This window comes from Azotobacter chroococcum (assembly GCF_004339665.1).
Taxonomy (GTDB): domain Bacteria; phylum Pseudomonadota; class Gammaproteobacteria; order Pseudomonadales; family Pseudomonadaceae; genus Azotobacter; species Azotobacter chroococcum.
On the sequence record NZ_SMMU01000002.1, the window covers coordinates 152,237 to 169,395 of the forward strand.

At 68.7% G+C, this 17,159-nt stretch carries 14 protein-coding genes; 3 read left to right on the plus strand and 11 right to left on the minus strand.

Annotated elements, in window-relative coordinates; genetic code table 11:
* Positions 1–26: 26 nt before the first annotated feature.
* The 11 genes from EV691_RS02925 to EV691_RS02980 all read right to left on the minus strand — a co-directional run bounded on the left by EV691_RS02925 (position 27) and on the right by EV691_RS02980 (position 14,219).
* Complete coding sequence (locus EV691_RS02925; protein ID WP_131298929.1) at positions 27–2,807, minus strand: hybrid sensor histidine kinase/response regulator; 2,781 nt, start codon at positions 2,805–2,807, stop codon at positions 27–29.
* Between the two features lie 128 nt (positions 2,808–2,935).
* Entirely contained in the window at positions 2,936–4,216 is a 1,281-nt protein-coding gene (purD, locus tag EV691_RS02930) for a phosphoribosylamine--glycine ligase (RefSeq protein WP_131298928.1), read from the minus strand.
* A 130-nt stretch (positions 4,217–4,346) separates the two neighbouring features.
* Positions 4,347–5,954 (minus strand): bifunctional phosphoribosylaminoimidazolecarboxamide formyltransferase/IMP cyclohydrolase, encoded by a 1,608-nt coding sequence (gene purH, locus EV691_RS02935; protein ID WP_131298927.1) that lies wholly within the window; start codon positions 5,952–5,954, stop codon positions 4,347–4,349.
* Between the two features lie 72 nt (positions 5,955–6,026).
* Positions 6,027–6,347 (minus strand): DNA-binding transcriptional regulator Fis, encoded by a 321-nt coding sequence (gene fis / locus EV691_RS02940; protein ID WP_039806039.1) that lies wholly within the window; start codon positions 6,345–6,347, stop codon positions 6,027–6,029.
* Positions 6,344–7,342, minus strand: coding sequence for a tRNA dihydrouridine synthase DusB (gene dusB, locus EV691_RS02945; RefSeq protein WP_131298926.1), 999 nt, complete (start codon positions 7,340–7,342; stop codon positions 6,344–6,346). Before dusB ends, fis begins: the two co-directional genes overlap by 4 nt.
* Positions 7,343–7,517: 175 nt before the next feature.
* A complete protein-coding gene (locus tag EV691_RS02955) occupies positions 7,518–8,717 on the minus strand; it encodes a DUF3426 domain-containing protein (protein WP_131298925.1) in 1,200 nt (399 codons plus the stop codon).
* Positions 8,718–8,859: 142 nt separating this feature from the next.
* On the minus strand, positions 8,860–9,738 hold the full coding sequence (gene prmA, locus EV691_RS02960) for a 50S ribosomal protein L11 methyltransferase (protein WP_131298924.1): 879 nt from the start codon (positions 9,736–9,738) through the stop codon (positions 8,860–8,862).
* 232 nt (positions 9,739–9,970) lie between these two features.
* A complete protein-coding gene (gene accC, locus EV691_RS02965) occupies positions 9,971–11,320 on the minus strand; it encodes an acetyl-CoA carboxylase biotin carboxylase subunit (protein ID WP_039806035.1) in 1,350 nt (449 codons plus the stop codon).
* Positions 11,321–11,337: 17 nt separating this feature from the next.
* Complete coding sequence (gene accB / locus EV691_RS02970) at positions 11,338–11,805, minus strand: acetyl-CoA carboxylase biotin carboxyl carrier protein (RefSeq protein ID WP_131298923.1); 468 nt, start codon at positions 11,803–11,805, stop codon at positions 11,338–11,340.
* A gap of 22 nt (positions 11,806–11,827) precedes the next feature.
* Entirely contained in the window at positions 11,828–12,271 is a 444-nt protein-coding gene (aroQ, locus tag EV691_RS02975) for a type II 3-dehydroquinate dehydratase (protein WP_131298922.1), read from the minus strand.
* A 166-nt stretch (positions 12,272–12,437) separates the two neighbouring features.
* On the minus strand, positions 12,438–14,219 hold the full coding sequence (locus EV691_RS02980) for a protein-disulfide reductase DsbD (protein WP_131298921.1): 1,782 nt from the start codon (positions 14,217–14,219) through the stop codon (positions 12,438–12,440).
* 211 nt (positions 14,220–14,430) lie between these two features.
* Between EV691_RS02980 and EV691_RS02985 the strand changes: the two genes are divergently transcribed.
* The 3 genes from EV691_RS02985 to EV691_RS02995 all read left to right on the plus strand — a co-directional run bounded on the left by EV691_RS02985 (position 14,431) and on the right by EV691_RS02995 (position 17,156).
* On the plus strand, positions 14,431–15,480 hold the full coding sequence (locus EV691_RS02985; RefSeq protein WP_131298920.1) for a DUF2333 family protein: 1,050 nt from the start codon (positions 14,431–14,433) through the stop codon (positions 15,478–15,480).
* A complete protein-coding gene (locus EV691_RS02990; RefSeq protein WP_131298919.1) occupies positions 15,480–16,013 on the plus strand; it encodes an NUDIX hydrolase in 534 nt (177 codons plus the stop codon). The genes EV691_RS02985 and EV691_RS02990 overlap by 1 nt, the downstream gene beginning before the upstream one ends.
* A gap of 135 nt (positions 16,014–16,148) precedes the next feature.
* The gene (locus EV691_RS02995; RefSeq protein ID WP_131298918.1) at positions 16,149–17,156 is read left to right on the plus strand and encodes a 2-hydroxyacid dehydrogenase; all 1,008 of its coding nucleotides are present in this window, start codon (positions 16,149–16,151) and stop codon (positions 17,154–17,156) included.
* Positions 17,157–17,159 lie beyond the last annotated feature (3 nt).

Sequence of the window (17,159 nt, forward strand, 5' to 3'; positions counted from 1 at the left end):
GCCCGGCGTCTGCACCGGCCGGTCAATCAGGGATGGAGGGCGTGGCGGTAGCTTTCCTTGCGCTCGACCCACTGCTCGATCAGGGCGCGCAGCTGGGACAGCTCCACCGGCTTGGCCAGGTGACCGTCCATGCCGACCCGCTGGGCATGGTCGCGGTGCTCGCTGAGGATGTGCGCGGTGAGCGCGACGATCGGCGTGTGCGGGCGACATTCGCGGGCTTCCCAGGCGCGCAGCTGCTCGGTGGCGGCGAAGCCGTCGAGCACCGGCATCTCGCAGTCCATCAGCACCAGGTCGTACTGCCGGGCCTTCATCGCCTGCAGGGCTTCCTCGCCGTTGCTGGCGGTGTCCGGCTGCAGGTTGAGCTTGCGCAGCATGCCGCGGATGACCTTGGTGGAGATGCTGTTGTCCTCGGCGACCAGGATGCGGAAGTCGCCCGGCACTTCCAGGGGCGCGTTCTCCGTCAGGCCGCTGGCCGGCGGACGGGCGTCGCGGCGCTTGCCGAGCTCGTCGGCGAGGGTGGTCTTCAGCGTGTAGCCGGCCACCGGCTTGGCCAGGCTGCAGGTGATGCCGGCGTTGCGGGCGAAGATCCGTCCCGGCGCATCGCTGAGGCCGGTCAGCATGATCAGCAGGATGTCGTGGTTCAGGCCGGGGTCTTCCTTGATCCGCTGCGCCAGCTGCAGGCCGCTCATGCCGGGCATGTTCTGGTCGAGCAGCGCCGCGTCGAAGTATTCCCCCAGGTGGGCCTTGGTGCGCAGCAGGGCCAGGGCCTCCTTGCCGGAGGATACCGCGCTGACCTTCATGCCCCAGGCGCCGCACTGCTGCAGGAGGACTTTGCGGCAGGTGTCGTTGTCGTCCACCACCAGCAGGCGGGCGTCCTGCAGCGGACCGTTCAGGTCGGCGGCCGGGCGCTCCAGGCTGGCGGGATCGAGCGGCAGCGACAGCCAGATCGTGCTGCCCGTGTCGGGGCCGATGTCGATACCGTAATGCCCCTGCATCAACAGGACGAGCTGGCGGGCGATGACCAAGCCCAAGCTGCCGTCGATCTGCGCCGCGGAGAGCAGGTCTTGGCTCTGCAGTTCGCTGTGCAGCAGGGCTTCGCGGCGGCTCTCCGGCATGGGTTGGCCGCTGTCCTGCACGGCGATGTGCAGGCGCGGCTGCGAGCCCTCGGTTTCCAGGGACACCTTGAGGAGGATTTCCCCTTCGTCGGTCTGCCGGAAGGCATTGTCGATCAGGGTCAGCAGGATCTGACGCAGACGCGTCGGATCGCCCTTGACCAGCCGTGGCACCTGCGGCTGGACGAAGCTGATCAGCTCGACGCGGCGCCTTTCCGCCTTGGCGCGGAAGATGCCCAGGCAATCCTCGATCAGGCCGTTGAGGTCGAACGACACCTCGTCCAGCTCGATCTGCCCGGACTCCAGGCGGGAGATGTCGAGGATGTCGTTGATCAGGCTGAGCAGCTCGTTGCCCGAGCTGTTGATGGTCTGCACGTAGTCGTACTGCTTGGCGGTCAGCGGGGTACCCAGCAGCAGCTCGGTCATGCCCAGAACGCCGTTCATCGGCGTGCGGATCTCGTGGCTGAGCTTGGCCAGGAATTCGCTCTTGGCGCGCAGTTCCGCGCTGCTCGCCGCCTCGCTGGTACGCCAGGCGGCGCGGTCCTGCTCGATCTTGCGCTGCCGCTCGGCCAGGGCGAAGCCGAGCACCAGGCCGCTGGCGGCGCTGAAGGCGAACAGCGCGAGGACCTGCCAGCAGGGGCCGAACTGGCTGTAGTCCAGCAGCATCGACAGATAGGCGCTGAAGCCCAGGTGGAAGAGCAGCATCCCGACCAGCACCAGGCGTGCCGGGCGATAGCCGCGCAGCCAGTGGTAGAACGCGCAGGCCGTCGCGGTCAGGCTGGCGAGCAGGATCAGGCCGCTGCGCAGTCCGTCCTGCGGCGACGGGCCGTCGAGCACGGCGGCCAGTGCCAGCACGGCGACCTCGCCGCGCAGCAGCCAGTCGAGCAGGCGCGGACGCTCCACCTGGTCGAAGAAGCTGCAGGTGAACTGCAGCAGGAAGAGGAAGCTGAGCAGGGCGGCGATGTCCGCCACCGGTATCTGGTATGCCCCGAGCGACGGCAGCCAGGCACGGAGCAGGCCGAAATGCGCGATGGCGCTGATCAGGAGTGCGCCCTGCATGGCCGCCAGCCAGAGATTGCAGATCGCCTTGTTGTAGCCGAAGCGGATCAGGTTGTAGAGCATCCCCAGGGCCAGGGCGCTGAGCAGGGCGCCCAGCGCGTAGGCCAGCTTGCTCTTGTCCAGCAGGCCGGCCGTATCGATGTGGTCGAACCAGGCCGGTGCAGCCTGCCGGGGGGCCAGGCGCAGCCAGACCTCGCGCGCTGTCTGGTCTGCCGGCAGGGTGAAGAGGTGGGCCTGTTCGGCGGTGGCCAGGCCGTTCAGGGGCATTGCCCCGGTTTCGACCCGGCGTTCGGGGGCGCCCCGGTTGGTCAGGAAGAAGTCGACCCGGTCCACCCGCGGGGCGAGCACCCAGATCCAGCGGGGATCGTCGTGGCCGGCGACGGGCAGATGCAGCCAGGCGGCCTGGTCGGCCGGCAGGGTGAGGGAGTGGTGGGCGAGCGGGGCGAAGTGGTCGCGCCGCTCGATGACATCCTTCAGCGTCAGGCTGGCCGACTCGTCGAGGAGGATCCGCCAGTCGCCATTTGGCATGGCGGTCTCGCCCGAGCGCAGCAGGCTGCCCGCCAAGGTCGGCAAGGCCGCAAGCACGACCAGCAGCAGACCGATTATGAGCGTTGTGGCATTCCAAGGCCGGCGCACGACGAAGTCCCTTCCAGAGTGAGTGGCCAAATTATAACCAATGGCCTGAAGCAAGGTAACAAGCAAAAAGCTATCGTCCGATGGCCTGTTCGCTGCATCGGGTCGTTTGCCGGGACCGGGCGCAGGCCTCAGCCCTCGCGGGCAATCGCGCGGTAGCCGATGTCCTTGCGGTAGAAGCAGCCGTTCCAGCGGATCTTTTCGGCCAGGCGGTAGGCCTGCCGCTGGGCGTCGGACACGCTCGCGCCGATGGCGGTGGCGCACAGCACGCGCCCGCCACTGGTGACGATCTGGCCGTCCTTCAGCGCGGTGCCGGCGTGGAACACCTTGCCGTCGAGCTTGGCAGCCTCGTCGAGGCCCTCGATCACCTCACCCTTGGCATAGTCGCCCGGGTAGCCGCCGGCGGCCAGCACCACGCCCACGGTCGGTCGCGGGTCCCAGGTCGCCTCGACCTTGTCCAGCGCCCTGGCCAGCGCGGCCTCGACCAGCAGCACCAGGGAGGACTCCAGGCGCACCATGATCGGCTGGGTTTCCGGGTCGCCGAAGCGGCAGTTGAACTCGATAACCTTGGGCGCGCCGCTCTTGTCGATCATCAGGCCAGCGTACAGGAAGCCGGTGTAGACGTTGCCCTCGGCGGCCATGCCGCGCACGGTCGGGTAGATGATCTCGTCCATCACCCGCTGGTGCACCGCGGCGGTGACCACCGGGGCCGGGGAGTAGGCGCCCATGCCGCCGGTGTTCGGGCCGCTGTCGCCGTCGCCGACGCGCTTGTGGTCCTGGCTGGTGGCCATCGGCAGCACGTTCTCGCCGTCGACCATGACGATGAAGCTGGCTTCCTCGCCGTCGAGGAACTCCTCGATCACCACGCGCGCGCCGGCGTCGCCGAAGGCGTTGCCGGAGAGCATGTCGCGCACCGCTTCCTCGGCTTCGGCCAGGCTCATGGCGACGATCACGCCCTTGCCGGCGGCCAGGCCGTCGGCCTTGACCACGATCGGCGCGCCCTGCTCGCGCAGGTAGGCCAGCGCCGGTTCGACCTCGGTGAAGTTCCGGTAGGCGGCGGTGGGGATGGCGTGGCGGGCCAGGAAGTCCTTGGTGAAGGCCTTGGAGCCTTCCAGCTGGGCGGCGCCGGCGGTCGGGCCGAAGATGGCGAGATCGCGGGCGCGGAACAGGTCGACCACGCCTTTCACCAGCGGCGCTTCCGGGCCGACGATGGTCAGTTGCACGTTGGCGGCGGCGAAGTCGGCCAACTGCTCGAGGGCCAGCACGTCGATGGCGACGTTCTCGCACTTGGCCTCAAGGGCGGTGCCGGCGTTGCCCGGGGCGACGAAGACCTTCCCGACGCGCGGATCCTGCGCCACTTTCCAGGCCAGGGCGTGCTCGCGGCCGCCGCTGCCGATGATCAGTACGTTCATATTTCAAGCCTCATGTGATCGTTCCCACGCTCTGCGTGGGAATGTCGCTGTGGACGCTCTGCGTCCGATGCCTTGGGACGCGGAGCGTCCCGGGCTGCGTGCCCACGCAGAGCGTGGGTACGATCAGTTCTTAGTGACGGAAGTGGCGCATGCCGGTGAACACCATGGCGATGTTCGCTTCGTCGGCCGCGGCGATCACCTCGTTGTCGCGCATCGAACCGCCCGGCTGGATCACCGCGCTGATGCCGGCCTTGGCCGCGTTGTCGATGCCGTCGCGGAAGGGGAAGAAGGCGTCCGAGGCCATCACCGCGCCCGCGACCGGCAGGCCGGCGTGCTCGGCCTTGATCGCGGCGATGCGCGCGGAGTTGACGCGGCTCATCTGGCCGGCGCCGACGCCGACGGTCTGGCGGTTCCTGGCGTAGACGATGGCGTTGGACTTGACGAACTTGGCCACCTTCCAGGCGAAGATCAGGTCGTGGATCTCCTGCTCGGTCGGCGCGCGCTTAGTCACCACCTTGAGATCGGCTTCGCTGATCATGCCGATGTCGCGGCTCTGCACCAGCAGGCCGCCGTTGACGCGCTTGTAGTCCAGACCATTGATGCGCTCGGCTGGCCACTGGCCGCACTCGAGCAGGCGCACGTTGGCCTTGGCCGCCAGCACTTCGCGGGCCTCGGCGGACACGCTAGGGGCGATGATCACCTCGACGAACTGGCGCTCGACGATGGCCTTGGCGGTTTCACCGTCCAGCTCGCGGTTGAAGGCGATGATGCCGCCGAAGGCCGATTCGCTGTCGGTGGCATAGGCCAGGTCGTAGGCCTTGCGGATGCCGCCCTCGTTCTCCGGGACCACGGCCACGCCGCACGGGTTGGCGTGCTTGACGATCACGCAGGCCGGCTTGACGAAGCTCTTCACGCACTCCAGCGCGGCGTCGGTGTCGGCCACGTTGTTGTAGGACAGCTCCTTGCCCTGCAGCTGGCGCGCGGTGGCCACGCTGGCCTCGGCCGGGTTGGCCTCGACGTAGAAGGCCGCGCTCTGGTGCGGGTTCTCGCCGTAGCGCATGTCCTGCGCCTTGAGGAACTGGCTGTTGAAGGTGCGCGGGAACTCGACGCGGCCTTCGGTCGACAGGGTCTCGGCCTGCTGGTCGATGGTGCCCAGGTAGTTGGCGATCATGCCGTCGTAGGCGGCGGTGTGCTCGAAGGCCTTGAGCGCCAGGTCGAAGCGCTGGGCATAGGTCAGGCCGCCGTTCTTCAGGGATTCGACGATGGCACCGTAGTCGCCGGCGTTGACCACGATGGCGACGTCCTTGTGGTTCTTGGCCGCGCTGCGGACCATGGTCGGGCCGCCGATGTCGATGTTCTCGATGGCCTCGGGCAGGCTGCAGCCGGGCTTGGCCACGGTGGCGGCGAACGGGTAGAGGTTGACGGCGACCAGGTCGATCGGCGCGATGCCGTGCTCGGCCATGACCGCACCGTCGAGGTCGCGGCGGCCGAGGATGCCGCCGTGGATCTTCGGATGCAGGGTCTTCACCCGGCCGTCCATCATTTCCGGGAAACCGGTGTAGTCGGCCACTTCCACGGCATTGACGCCGTTGTCGCGCAGCAGCTTGAAGGTGCCGCCGGTGGAGAGGATCTCGACGCCGAGGGCGGCGAGCTCACGGGCGAAGTCGACGACGCCGGTCTTGTCGGACACGCTGATCAGCGCGCGGCGGACGGGAAGGCGGGTGGTCTGGTCGGTCATCTCGGGTTCCATCAGGACAGGAGTGAATGGAAACGGGAGCGGCCCTGCCGCTCCCGTTTCGGACGGATAGGGTTACAGCAGGTCGTACTGCTTGAGCTTCTTGCGCAGGGTGCCGCGGTTCAGGCCGAGCAGTTCGGAGGCCTTGGTCTGGTTGCCCTTGACGTAGTGCATCACGGTTTCCAGCAGGGGAGCCTCCACTTCGGAGAGCACCAGGTTGTAGACATCCGTGACGGCAGCGCCCTCAAGATGGGCGAAGTAATTGCGCAGCGCCTTCTCCACGCTGTCGCGCAGCGTCTGGCCCGCCTCGCTCGGCGTGTTCAGGTGCTGTTTCAGATTGGCGTTGTCACTCACGGGTGTCGTTCCACTCTCTAAAGTCTCGGTCGTCGTCGTCATGCGGCCACCCCATCTCCGTCTTCGTGAGGTTCGGCGAAGAATCGCCGAACCTGGGCGCTCTGCGCGTCCGTGGTATCCAAGCGGTTGAACTGGGTGCGAAATTCCCGTGCGCCGGGCAGGGTCGCCAGGTACCAGCCGACGTGCTTGCGGGCGATGCGCACGCCCAGCTCCTCCCCGTAGAAACAGTGCAACGCGGCCAGGTGCTCGAGCAGAACGGGTTCCACCTCTGCAGCCGTCACCGCCGGCAGGCGCTCGCCGGTTTGCAGGTAGTGCTCGATCTCGCGGAAGATCCATGGCCGCCCCTGGGCGGCGCGGCCGATCAGCAGGCCATCGGCGCCGGTGGCATCGAGCACCCGGCGGGCCTTCTCCGGCGAGTCGATGTCGCCGTTGGCGAACACCGGGATCGAAACCGCCTGCTTGATCGCGGCGATGGTGTCGTATTCGGCCGCGCCACTGTACAGGTCGGCACGGGTCCGTCCGTGCACGGCGAGGGCGGCGATGCCGGCCTGTTCGGCGAGCCGGGCCACGCTGACCCCGTTGCGGTTGGCATGGTCCCAGCCGGTGCGGATCTTCAGGGTCACCGGCACCTCGACGGCGGCCACCACCGCCTGGAGGATCTCGGCGACCAGCGCCTCGTTCTTCATCAGCGCCGAGCCGGCGGCCTTGTTGCAGACCTTCTTCGCCGGACAGCCCATGTTGATGTCGATGATCTGTGCGCCCAGCTCGACGTTGCGGCGGGCCGCCTCGGCGAGCATCTGCGGGTCGCCGCCGGCGATCTGCACCGAGCGCGGCTCCGGCTCGTCCTCGTGCGGCAGGCGCAGGCGGGACTTGCGGCTGTTCCACAGGCGAACGTCGCTGGTGAGCATTTCCGAGACCGTCATGCCGGCGCCGAGCCGGCGGCACAGCGCGCGAAACGGCCGATCGGTGACACCGGCCATGGGCGCCAGGATCAGTCGGTTGGGCAAAGTGTAGGGGCCGATACGTACCGCCGACATAGGTCTTCCCTGCTGGAGACGGGTTTCAGGTCGAACGGGGACCGCAAAAAAAGGGTGGGCATGATACCTGCTCTCCATGAATGGATAAAGGCTGTTCTGCACAAAATATGAACAGCAGACAGGCAAGCACCCACGACCGGCGGGCAGCCTGATGGCTACCCTCCAGGCAGCAGTGTCACTCCGGAGAGTGAAAGCTTAGGCTGTAATTCACCGCCTGTGTGCCGGGGTCGAGAATCTCCAGGGAGATATGGATCGGCGTCTGCGGCGGCATTTCCTGCTGCCCGGCCAGTTCGCCGCTCAGATACTCGCTGGGCTTGAAGCGCCGGGTGGCGACGGGTTGGCCGTTGATGTCGGCGAAGCGCAGCTCGAGCAGCGGGAAGGGCTGGGCGAAGGCGGCGCGGTTATAGAGGATCGCATCCACCGCCAGGGCGCCAGCGAAGTCGGGGTGGTGGCGCACCACCAGGTTGCTGCTCTTGATCTGGCCGATGTCGACCAGCGGCGGCAGGCTGCAGCCGAGGGTGGGGCACAGGCGCTCGAACCAGGGCCGGTAGCGGTCCTGGCGGACCAGTTCGTCGTAGTGGAACCAGACGTACTGGCCCGCCAGCGCGCCGATCGCGAGCAGGTTCAGGGCGATCCAGCCGAGGCGGCGGCCCCAGGACTGGCGCGGCTTCCGCCATTCCAGGCGGAGGGGCTCGTCGGCCAGCTCGAGCAGGCCTTCCTCGGGACGCTCCGGCTCGCTGCGCTGCAGCGGGCTGGCGGGCGACGGCTGGCGCGGCCCGGGCGGGGCGGCGGGCGCTTCCCGGGAAGCGGGCGGCGCGGGCGGCGCGGGACGGGCCGGCTTGTCGTCCGCGACGGGCGGTTTCAGGGTCAGGGTCGGTTCGGCGCGCTCGCCCGGGCCGCTTGGTGTGACCAGCAGGCTGCCGGTCGGCGGCAGCAGCGGTTCGACGGGTTCCTGGCGCGGTCGGGCGGGTGCAGGTGCAGGTGCAGGTGCGGTGGGCCGCGGCGCCGGGGGCGTGGCGTCGGCGCTCTGCAGGCGCGCCATCAGCTGGCGCTCCTGGCTTTCCAGCTTGGCCAGCTCCTCGTCCAGGTCGAGGGTATCCAGGTCCAGATCGCCCAGGTCGAGCTCGTCGTAGTCCCAGTGGGGCGCCGGCGGGCGCTCGGCAGCCGGCGGGCAGGCCGGGGCAGTGCCGACGGTCGGCGCTTCGCTGGCTGCGGGCGGAGGTGGGGCCGGGTGCTCGACGAGGTGCTTGGCGGCGTTGAACACCTGTAGGCAGGAGCCGCAGCGCACCGCGCCGCGGGCGGCGTCGAGCTGCGCGCGGTTGATGCGGAAGCGGGTCTGACAGTGCGGGCACTGGGTGGCGAAGGTATCTGTCATGCGGCAAGCCGGCAGTCGGCGGTCTGGACTGAACGGGACGGTAGTCTAGGGCTTGGCGTCGATTGTTTCCACGCGGCAACGCAATCGTGGAGGCAAGCGATGCCAGCCCCTGGCGCAGCCAGTGGACCCGGGAAGCAGGAAATCAGCGCCGTACGCCGCTGATACGTACCCAGCCATCCTTCTCCGCCGTGGGGTCGAGGGCGAAGGCATCGGCATAGGCGGCACGCACTTCCTCGGCCTGTTCGGCGAGGATGCCGGACAGCGCCAGGCGGCCGCCCGGTTTGACCAGCGAGGTGATCTGCGGCGCCAGTTGCACCAGGGGGCCGGCGAGGATGTTGGCCACCACCACCTCGGCCGGCTGCTGCGGCAGCTCGGCCGGCAGGTAGAGCGGAAAGCGTGCCGGGTCGATGCCGTTGCGCGTGGCGTTGTCGCGCGAGGCCTCCAGCGCCTGCGGGTCGATGTCGGTGCCGACCGCCCGTTCGGCGCCGAGCAGCAGTGCGGCGATGGCGAGGATGCCCGAGCCGCAGCCGAAGTCCAGCACGTTGCAGCCGGCCAGTTCCTGGCCGTCCAGCCATTCCAGGCACAATGCGGTGGTCGGGTGGGTGCCGGTGCCGAAGGCGAGGCCGGGGTCGAGCAGCAGGTTGACCGCCTCGGGTTCCGGCGCCTGGTGCCAGCTCGGCACGATCCACAGGCGGCGGCCGAAGCGCATCGGCTGGAAGTTGTCCATCCAGCTGCGCTCCCAGTCCTGGTCTTCGATGCGTTCGACCTGGTGCTCGGGCAGCTCGCCGCCGCGCAGCAGGCGCAGGTGGGCGAGCAGGGCGTCTGCGTCGGTGTCGGCCTCGAACAGCGCCAGCAGGTGGGTGTGCGACCAGAGCGGGGTGGTGCCGAGGTCCGGCTCGAAGATCGGCTGGTCCTCGGCGTCCATGAAGGTCACCGAGACCGCGCCCAGCTCGAGCAGCTGATCTTCCAGCGCACCGGCCTGGTCGGGGGTGATGGCGAGACGGATTTGCAGCCAGGGCATGGGGGAGGCCTCTTCGGGAATGGGCGGAAAGGCGCGCAAGCTTACTGGAGGGGCGGAGGCTCTGCCAGTGTGGGGCGGTAGGGTGGAAAACGACCGTAGTCTTTTCCACCGCCGGTGCAGGGAGTCTGGTGGAAAATCCCGGCGCGAGTGTTCCAGCCTGCGATCATCGTTGCAGCGGAAACGACAGGGGCCGCCCGAAGGCGGCCCCCATCATGGTGCGCCGGCGCGTGGCTCAGTGCTTGTCCAGACCCAGTTTCTTTTCCAGGTAGTGGATGTTCACGCCGCCCTGGCAGAAGCCAGGATCGCGGGTGAGCTCGCGGTGCAGCGGCACATTGGTCTTGATGCCGTCGACGACGATCTCGTCCAGGGCATTGCGCATGCGCGCCATGGCCTCGTCGCGATCCTTGCCGTAGGCGATCAGCTTGCCGATCAGCGAGTCGTAGTTCGGCGGTACCGCATAGCCGCTGTAGAGGTGCGAGTCGACGCGGATGCCGTTGCCGCCCGGGGCGTGGAAGTGCTTGACCTTGCCCGGGCTGGGCATGAAGGTCGCCGGGTCTTCGGCGTTGATCCGGCACTCCAGCGCATGGCCGCGGATCACCACGTCCTCCTGGCGGATCGACAGCGGCTCGCCGCCGGCAATGAGCAGCATCTCCTTGACGATGTCGATGCCGGTGACCATCTCGGTGACCGGGTGCTCCACCTGCACGCGGGTGTTCATCTCGATGAAGTAGAAGCGGCCGTCCTCGTAGAGGAACTCGAAGGTGCCGGCGCCACGGTAGCCGATCTCGATGCAGGCGCGCACGCAGCGGTCCAGCACCTCGGCACGGGCCTGCGGGTCGATGCCCGGTGCCGGGGCTTCTTCCAGGACCTTCTGGTGGCGGCGCTGCAGCGAGCAGTCGCGGTCGCCCAGGTGGATGGCATGGCCCTGTCCGTCGGACAGCACCTGCACTTCCACGTGGCGCGGGTTCTCCAGGAACTTCTCCAGGTAGACCATGCCGTTGCCGAAGGCGGCCTCGGCCTCGGTGCGGGTCAGTCGCGCCGACTTGATCAGGTCCTCTTCCTTGCGCACCACGCGCATGCCGCGCCCGCCGCCGCCGCCGGCGGCCTTGATGATCACCGGATAACCGACCTGCCGGGCGATGGCCAGGGCGGTCTCCTCGTCTTCCGGCAGCGGACCGTCGGAGCCGGGCACGGTGGGCACGCCGGCCTGCTTCATGGCGTTCTTGGCCGAGACCTTGTCGCCCATCAGGCGGATCACCTCGGCGGTCGGGCCGATGAAGGCGAAGCCGGATTTCTCCACCTGCTCGGCGAAGTCGGCGTTCTCGGCGAGGAAGCCGTAGCCCGGGTGGATTCCGTTCGCGCCGGTAACCTCGGCGGCGGCGATGATGGCCGGGATGTGCAGGTAGGATTTGGTCGCCGGGGCCGGACCGATGCACACGGTCTCGTCGGCGAGGCCCAGGTGCATCAGCTCGCGGTCGGCCGTGGAGTACACAGCCACCGTCTTGATCCCCAGCTCCTTGCAGGCGCGCAGGATGCGCAGGGCGATCTCGCCACGGTTGGCGATCAGGACTTTTTCCAACATCGCAGGGTCTCCGCGGTTCAAACGATGGTGAACAGCGGCTGGTCGTACTCTACCGGCTGACCGTTTTCCGCCAGGATGGCTTCGATGACGCCGCCGACTTCAGCCTCGATGTGGTTCATCATCTTCATGGCTTCGACGATGCACAGGATGTCGCCCTTCTTCACGCTCTGGCCGATCTGGACGAAGGAGGGAGCGCTCGGCGACGGCGAGCGGTAGAAGGTACCGACCATCGGCGAGCGGACCACATGGCCGTTCAGCTTGGGAGCCGCCGGCGCGGCGGCTTCGGCCGGCGCAGCGGCGGCGATGGCCGGGGCGGGCATGGCGGCAGGCATGGCCGCCATCGGCGGTGCGGCATACATCGGCTGCGGAGCGTTCTTGGAGTGGCGGCTGATGCGAACCGATTCTTCGCCTTCGCGAATCTCCAGCTCGTCGATACCGGACTCTTCCAGCAGTTCGATCAGTTTCTTGACTTTGCGGATATCCATTCGAAATAACTCCGGGTGCGAATCAGGGACGTTCAAGTTGTTCGAGGGCGGCCTCCAGGGCCAGACGGTAGCCACTGGCGCCCAGGCCGCAGATCACTCCTACGGCGATGTCGGAAAAGTAGGAGTGATGGCGGAAGGGCTCGCGCTTGTGCACGTTGGACAGGTGCACCTCGGTGAATGGGATGCTCACTGCCAGCAATGCGTCACGCAGGGCGACACTTGTATGGGTGAAAGCCGCCGGATTGAAGATGATGTAGTCCACATTCTCCAGCCGGGCGGCATGGATGCGCTCGATCAGCACGTGCTCGGCGTTGCTCTGCAGGTGCAGCAGGCGATGGCCGGCCTCGCTGGCGCGCCGCTCCAGGTCCTGGTTGATCTGCTCGAGAGTGGTGGCGCCATACACGCCGGGCTCGCGGGTACCCAGCAGATTGAGGTTGGGGCCGTGCAGCACCAGTAGGGTGGCCATGTCGGTTGTTGTCCTTGCGTACTGAGTGATGGGGCTCGGCAACGGGCCGGCCCGTCCCGCAGACGGCGGGTTGGCTGGGGCGCCGTTCCGTCGGGACCTTCAGCCGGGCATTTTAACCGGAATTTGCCGCATATTACCTGCGACTAATCGTAGATGTCCTGCAGGATCAGTGCTGGGATTGACTTTCCCGCAGGCGTTGCGCAAACGCCGCGGCGTCGATCTCGCCGACCACCCGCAGCGCCTCGCGTTCCGTGCCGTCGGCGGCGAAGAACTGGATCGCCGGCGGGCCGAACAGCCGGTAGCGGTCCAGCAGCGCACGCTGCGCCGGGGTGCCGGCGGTGATGTCGAAGCGGATCAGCCGGTAGTCGCCGAGCTGCGCGGTGACCTGCGGGGCGGCGAACACCTCGCGCTCGATCACCTTGCAGCTGATGCACCAGTCCGCATACCAGTCGAGCAGCAAGGGCTGGCCGGCGTGCTTCGCCTCGGCCAGGGCAGCGTCCAGATCCTCCGGTGCGCTGACGGTCCGCCAGGCGCCGGCGGCCTGCGCGGCGGGTGTGACGGACAGCGGCGCGCTGCCCAGCGGGCGCAGCGGATCGGACTCGCCGCGCAGCGCGCCGGTCCAGCTGGCCAGGGCATAGACCAGCAGGACCAGCCCGGCCAGTTGGCCGAGCTTCTGCCGGTGGTTCTTCTCGGTGAACTCCAGCGTGCCGAGAAACAGCGCCACCCCCGCCGCCAGCAGACCCCACAGGGCCAGCGCCAGCGGGCCGGGCAGCACCCGCTCGAGCAGCCACACGGCGACCGCCAGCAGCAGCACGCCGAAGGCATTGCGCACCGCGAGCATCCACGGACCGCTCTTCGGCAGCAGGGCGCCGCCGCCGGTGGCGAACAGCACCAGCGGCGCGCCCATGCCGAGCCCCAGGGCAAGGAGCTTCAGGCCGCCGCCGAGGGCATCGCCGCTCGAGCTGATATAGAGCAGCGCGCCGGCCAGCGGGGCGGAGACGCAGGGCGAGACCAGCAGGCTGGACAGCACGCCGAGGGCGGCGGCGCCCCACAGCGAGCCGCCGCGGGTCTGCCCGGCGAGCCGCTCCAGCGGGGCGCCGAGCGCCTGCGGCAGACGCAGCTCGTAGACCCCGAACATGGCCAGGGCGAACACCACGAAGAACAGCGCGAAGGGCGCCAGCACCCAGGGCGACTGCAGGCGCGCCTGCAGGTTCAGCTCGGCGCCGAACAGCCCCATCAGCGCGCCGAGCACGGCGAAGCAGGCGGCCATCGGCAGCACGTAGGCCAGCGACAGGACCAAGCCGCGCGCACCGCCGATCTCGCCGCGCAGCACCACGCCGGAGAGGATCGGCAGCATCGGCAGCACGCAGGGGGTGAAGGTCAGGCCGAGGCCGGCGAGGAAGAACAGCGCCAGCTCTCGCCAGCTCCGGGCCGTCGTATTGGCGCTCGGGGCGGCCCCGCTCGAGACGCCCGCCTCAGAAACTCCGGCGCCGCCGATCTGCAGCCGTTCGGTTTCCGGCGGGTAGCAGAGCCCCTTGTCGGCGCAGCCCTGGTAGCCGACCTGCAGGCCGAAGGGCTGGCCGTCCGGGTTGTCCACGGGCAGCTCGACGTCGAGCACGCCGTAGTAGACCTCCGTCTCGCCGAAGTACTCGTCGTTCTTGAGCTGCCCGGCCGGCAGGCGGGGCGCGCCGAGCGCGACCCCGGGCGCGTCGGTGCGGAACTGCAGGCGCTGGCGGTACAGGTAGTAGCCCTCGGCGGCGACGAAGCGCAGCCGCACGGCCTGCGGCGTGCTCTCAACCAGGCTCAGGCGGAAGGCCTCGCGGACCGGCAGGAAGTCGCCGCGGTTGTCCAGTCCGCCCAGCGTGGAACCCGGCCGGCTGTCGAACAGGCCGGCGGCGGCGGGCAGGGCGAGCAGCAGCAGGAGCAGGGGCAGCAGCAGGCGGCGCATGGCGTTCTCGCAGAAACGTGCAGAAATACAAAGGGCCGGATGATACCGGAGGCGGCGAAGCGCTGCAGGCCATGGCGCGGCGCGCGGCAAGCGCCACCTTGGTCGCAGGCCGGTGCGGCGCCGCCCTGTCCCGGTGCTCTGCCCATTAGTGCTAGGCTTGCGCGGCGAGCCCGAGGGCCCGCCGACTTTTCGAATCACGAAGGATTTTGCCATGCTGGACTGGAAAGAAAGCGCAAGTCGTGCGTACGGTGGGGCCGACAGCGCCCTGCGGCGTGTCGTCGGCAACCACTGGCTGGGCCGCGCCCTGGCGCTGCTGCTCGCCCTCTACCTGCTGGTGACCGGGTTGCTCGGCTGGTACTGGAGCCTGGAGCCGGATGCCTTCCCGGTACAGGAGAACGCCCAGACCGCTGCCGAGCAGGCGCAGCGCAAGTTCGTCAAGGGCTACACCACCGTCGAGACCCTGAGGGCCGTGGCCGGCACCCTGCTCGACAAGCCCGGCGGCTATCTGACCAACGACCTGTCTCCGCCCGGCATCTGGCTGGACAACATGCCCAACTGGGAATTCGGCGTGCTGGTCCAGGTGCGCGATCTGGCGCGCTCGCTGCGCAAGGAAATGGCCCGCTCGCAGTCGCAGTCCACCGAGGATACCGACCTGGCCAAGGCCGAGCCGCGCTTCAACTTCGACAACCGCAGCTGGGCGCTGCCGGCTTCCGAAACCGAATACCGCGCCGGCCTCAAGCTGCTCGACAGCTACCTGGCGCGCCTGGGCGACCCGGCCAAGCCCGGCGCGCAATTCTTCGCCCGCGCCGACAACCTGAGCGGCTGGCTGGGCGACGTCTCCACCCGTCTCGGCTCGCTCTCCCAGCGGCTCTCGGCGAGTATCGGCCAGGAGCGTCTGGATTCCGACCTGGTGCCCGACGAAGCGACCGGCCAGACCCAGCAGGGGGAAGTCATCGAGACGCCCTGGCTGCAGATCGACAACGTGTTCTACGAGGCCCGCGGCCAGGCCTGGGCGCTGTCGCACTTCCTGCGCGCCATCGAGGTGGACTTCGGCGACGTGCTGGCGCGCAAGAACGCCACCGTCAGCCTCCAGCAGATCATCCGCGAGCTGGAGGCGGCGCAGGAGCCGCTGTGGAGTCCGATGGTGCTGAACGGCGGCGGCTACGGCGTGCTGGCCAACCACTCGCTGGTGATGGCCAACTTCATCTCTCGGGCCAACGCCGCGCTGATCGACCTGCGCGCGCTGCTTTCCCAGGGCTGATGGCCATCTCCGCACGGGAGGCGGCCCACCGGGCCGCCTCCGACGCCGAACGGGTCGCCTGGGTCGACACCGACGATCGCCCGCTCGGCGCGCTGCCCCGCGCCGAGCTGCGCGAACGCGGACTGATCGGCCGCGGTACCTTCATCCTGCTGTTCAACGGCGCCGGGCAGCTCTGCGTGCACCGGCGCACCCTGAGCAAGGCGATCTATCCCGGCTACTGGGATGTGGCCGCCGGCGGCATGGTGCAGGCCGGGGAGGAATACGGCGAGTCCGCCGCCCGCGAACTGGAGGAGGAGCTCGGCATCGCCGGCGTGGAACTGCGCGAGCACGGCCGCTTCTTCTTCGACCAGCCGGACAACCGCCTGTGGTGCGCGGTGTTCTCGGCGATCTCCGACGCCCCCCTGGTGCTGCAGCCCGAGGAAGTCCTGGAAGCCCGTCTCATCCTGCCCCACGCGGCCCTAGGCGAGGCCCTGGAGCGTCCCTACTGCCCGGATTCGCTGCAGGCGCTGCGCCGTTACCTCGGGCTGGCCTGAGCGTTCGCGATCTTCCCCGCCCCTTGACCCGGCGCATCCGCCCGCCCGCGCCGACTCCCTACACTGTCGACGATTCCCACAGCAGCCGGCCCGCCGGGAGTGGCGGCGCCGGTCGAACGGCAGGAGCTTTCACCCATGAAAATCGTGATGTTCAGTGCGCAACCCTACGACGAGCGCTCGTTCGACGAGGTGCTGCAGCGCGACTATGTGTCCCGCGGCTTCGAGCTGGTCTACCAGAAGGCCGCGCTGTCCTTGCAGACCGTGGCGCTGGCCCAGGGCGGCGAGGCGGTGTGCGCCTTCGTCAACGACCAGCTCGATGCGCCGGTGCTGGAAACCCTGCACGGCTACGGCGTGCGGGCGATCCTGCTGCGCTGCGCGGGGTTCAACCACATCGACCTGGAGGCCGCCCGCCGGCTGGGGCTGTTCGTCGCCCGGGTGCCGGCCTATTCGCCGGAGGCGGTGGCCGAGCACGCCATCGCCCTGATCCTGACCCTCAACCGGCATACCCACCGCGCCTACAACCGGGTGCGCGAGGGCAATTTCATGCTCGACGGCCTGCTCGGCTTCAACCTGCACGGCAAGACCGTGGGGGTGGTCGGCACCGGCAAGATCGGCCTGGCCACGGCGCGCATCCTCAAGGGCTTCGGCTGCCGGGTGCTCGGTTACGATCCGTACCCGACGGACGAGTTCGCCGCGCTCGGCGAGTACGTGGCGCTCGACGTCCTGCTCGCCGAATCCGACGTGGTCAGCCTGCACTGTCCGCTGAGCGACGCCACCCGGCACCTGATCAGTGCCGCCAGCCTGGCGCGGATCAAGCATGGCGCCATGCTGGTCAACACTTCCCGCGGCGGCCTGATCGACACCCGTGCGGTGATCGCCGCGCTCAAGTCGCGGCGCCTCTCGGCGCTGGCCATCGACGTCTACGAGCAGGAGAGCCAGCTGTTCTTCCACGACCGCTCCTCGGACATCATCGACGACGACGTCTTCACGCGGCTGATGACCTTCCCCAACGTGATCGTCACCGGCCACCAGGGCTTCTTCACCGTCGAGGCGCTGCGCGAGATCGCCGAAACCACCCTGCACAACCTGGACTGCTACGCCGGCGGCCGCAGCTGCGGGAACCTGCTGGCGGGCAATGCCTGAGCG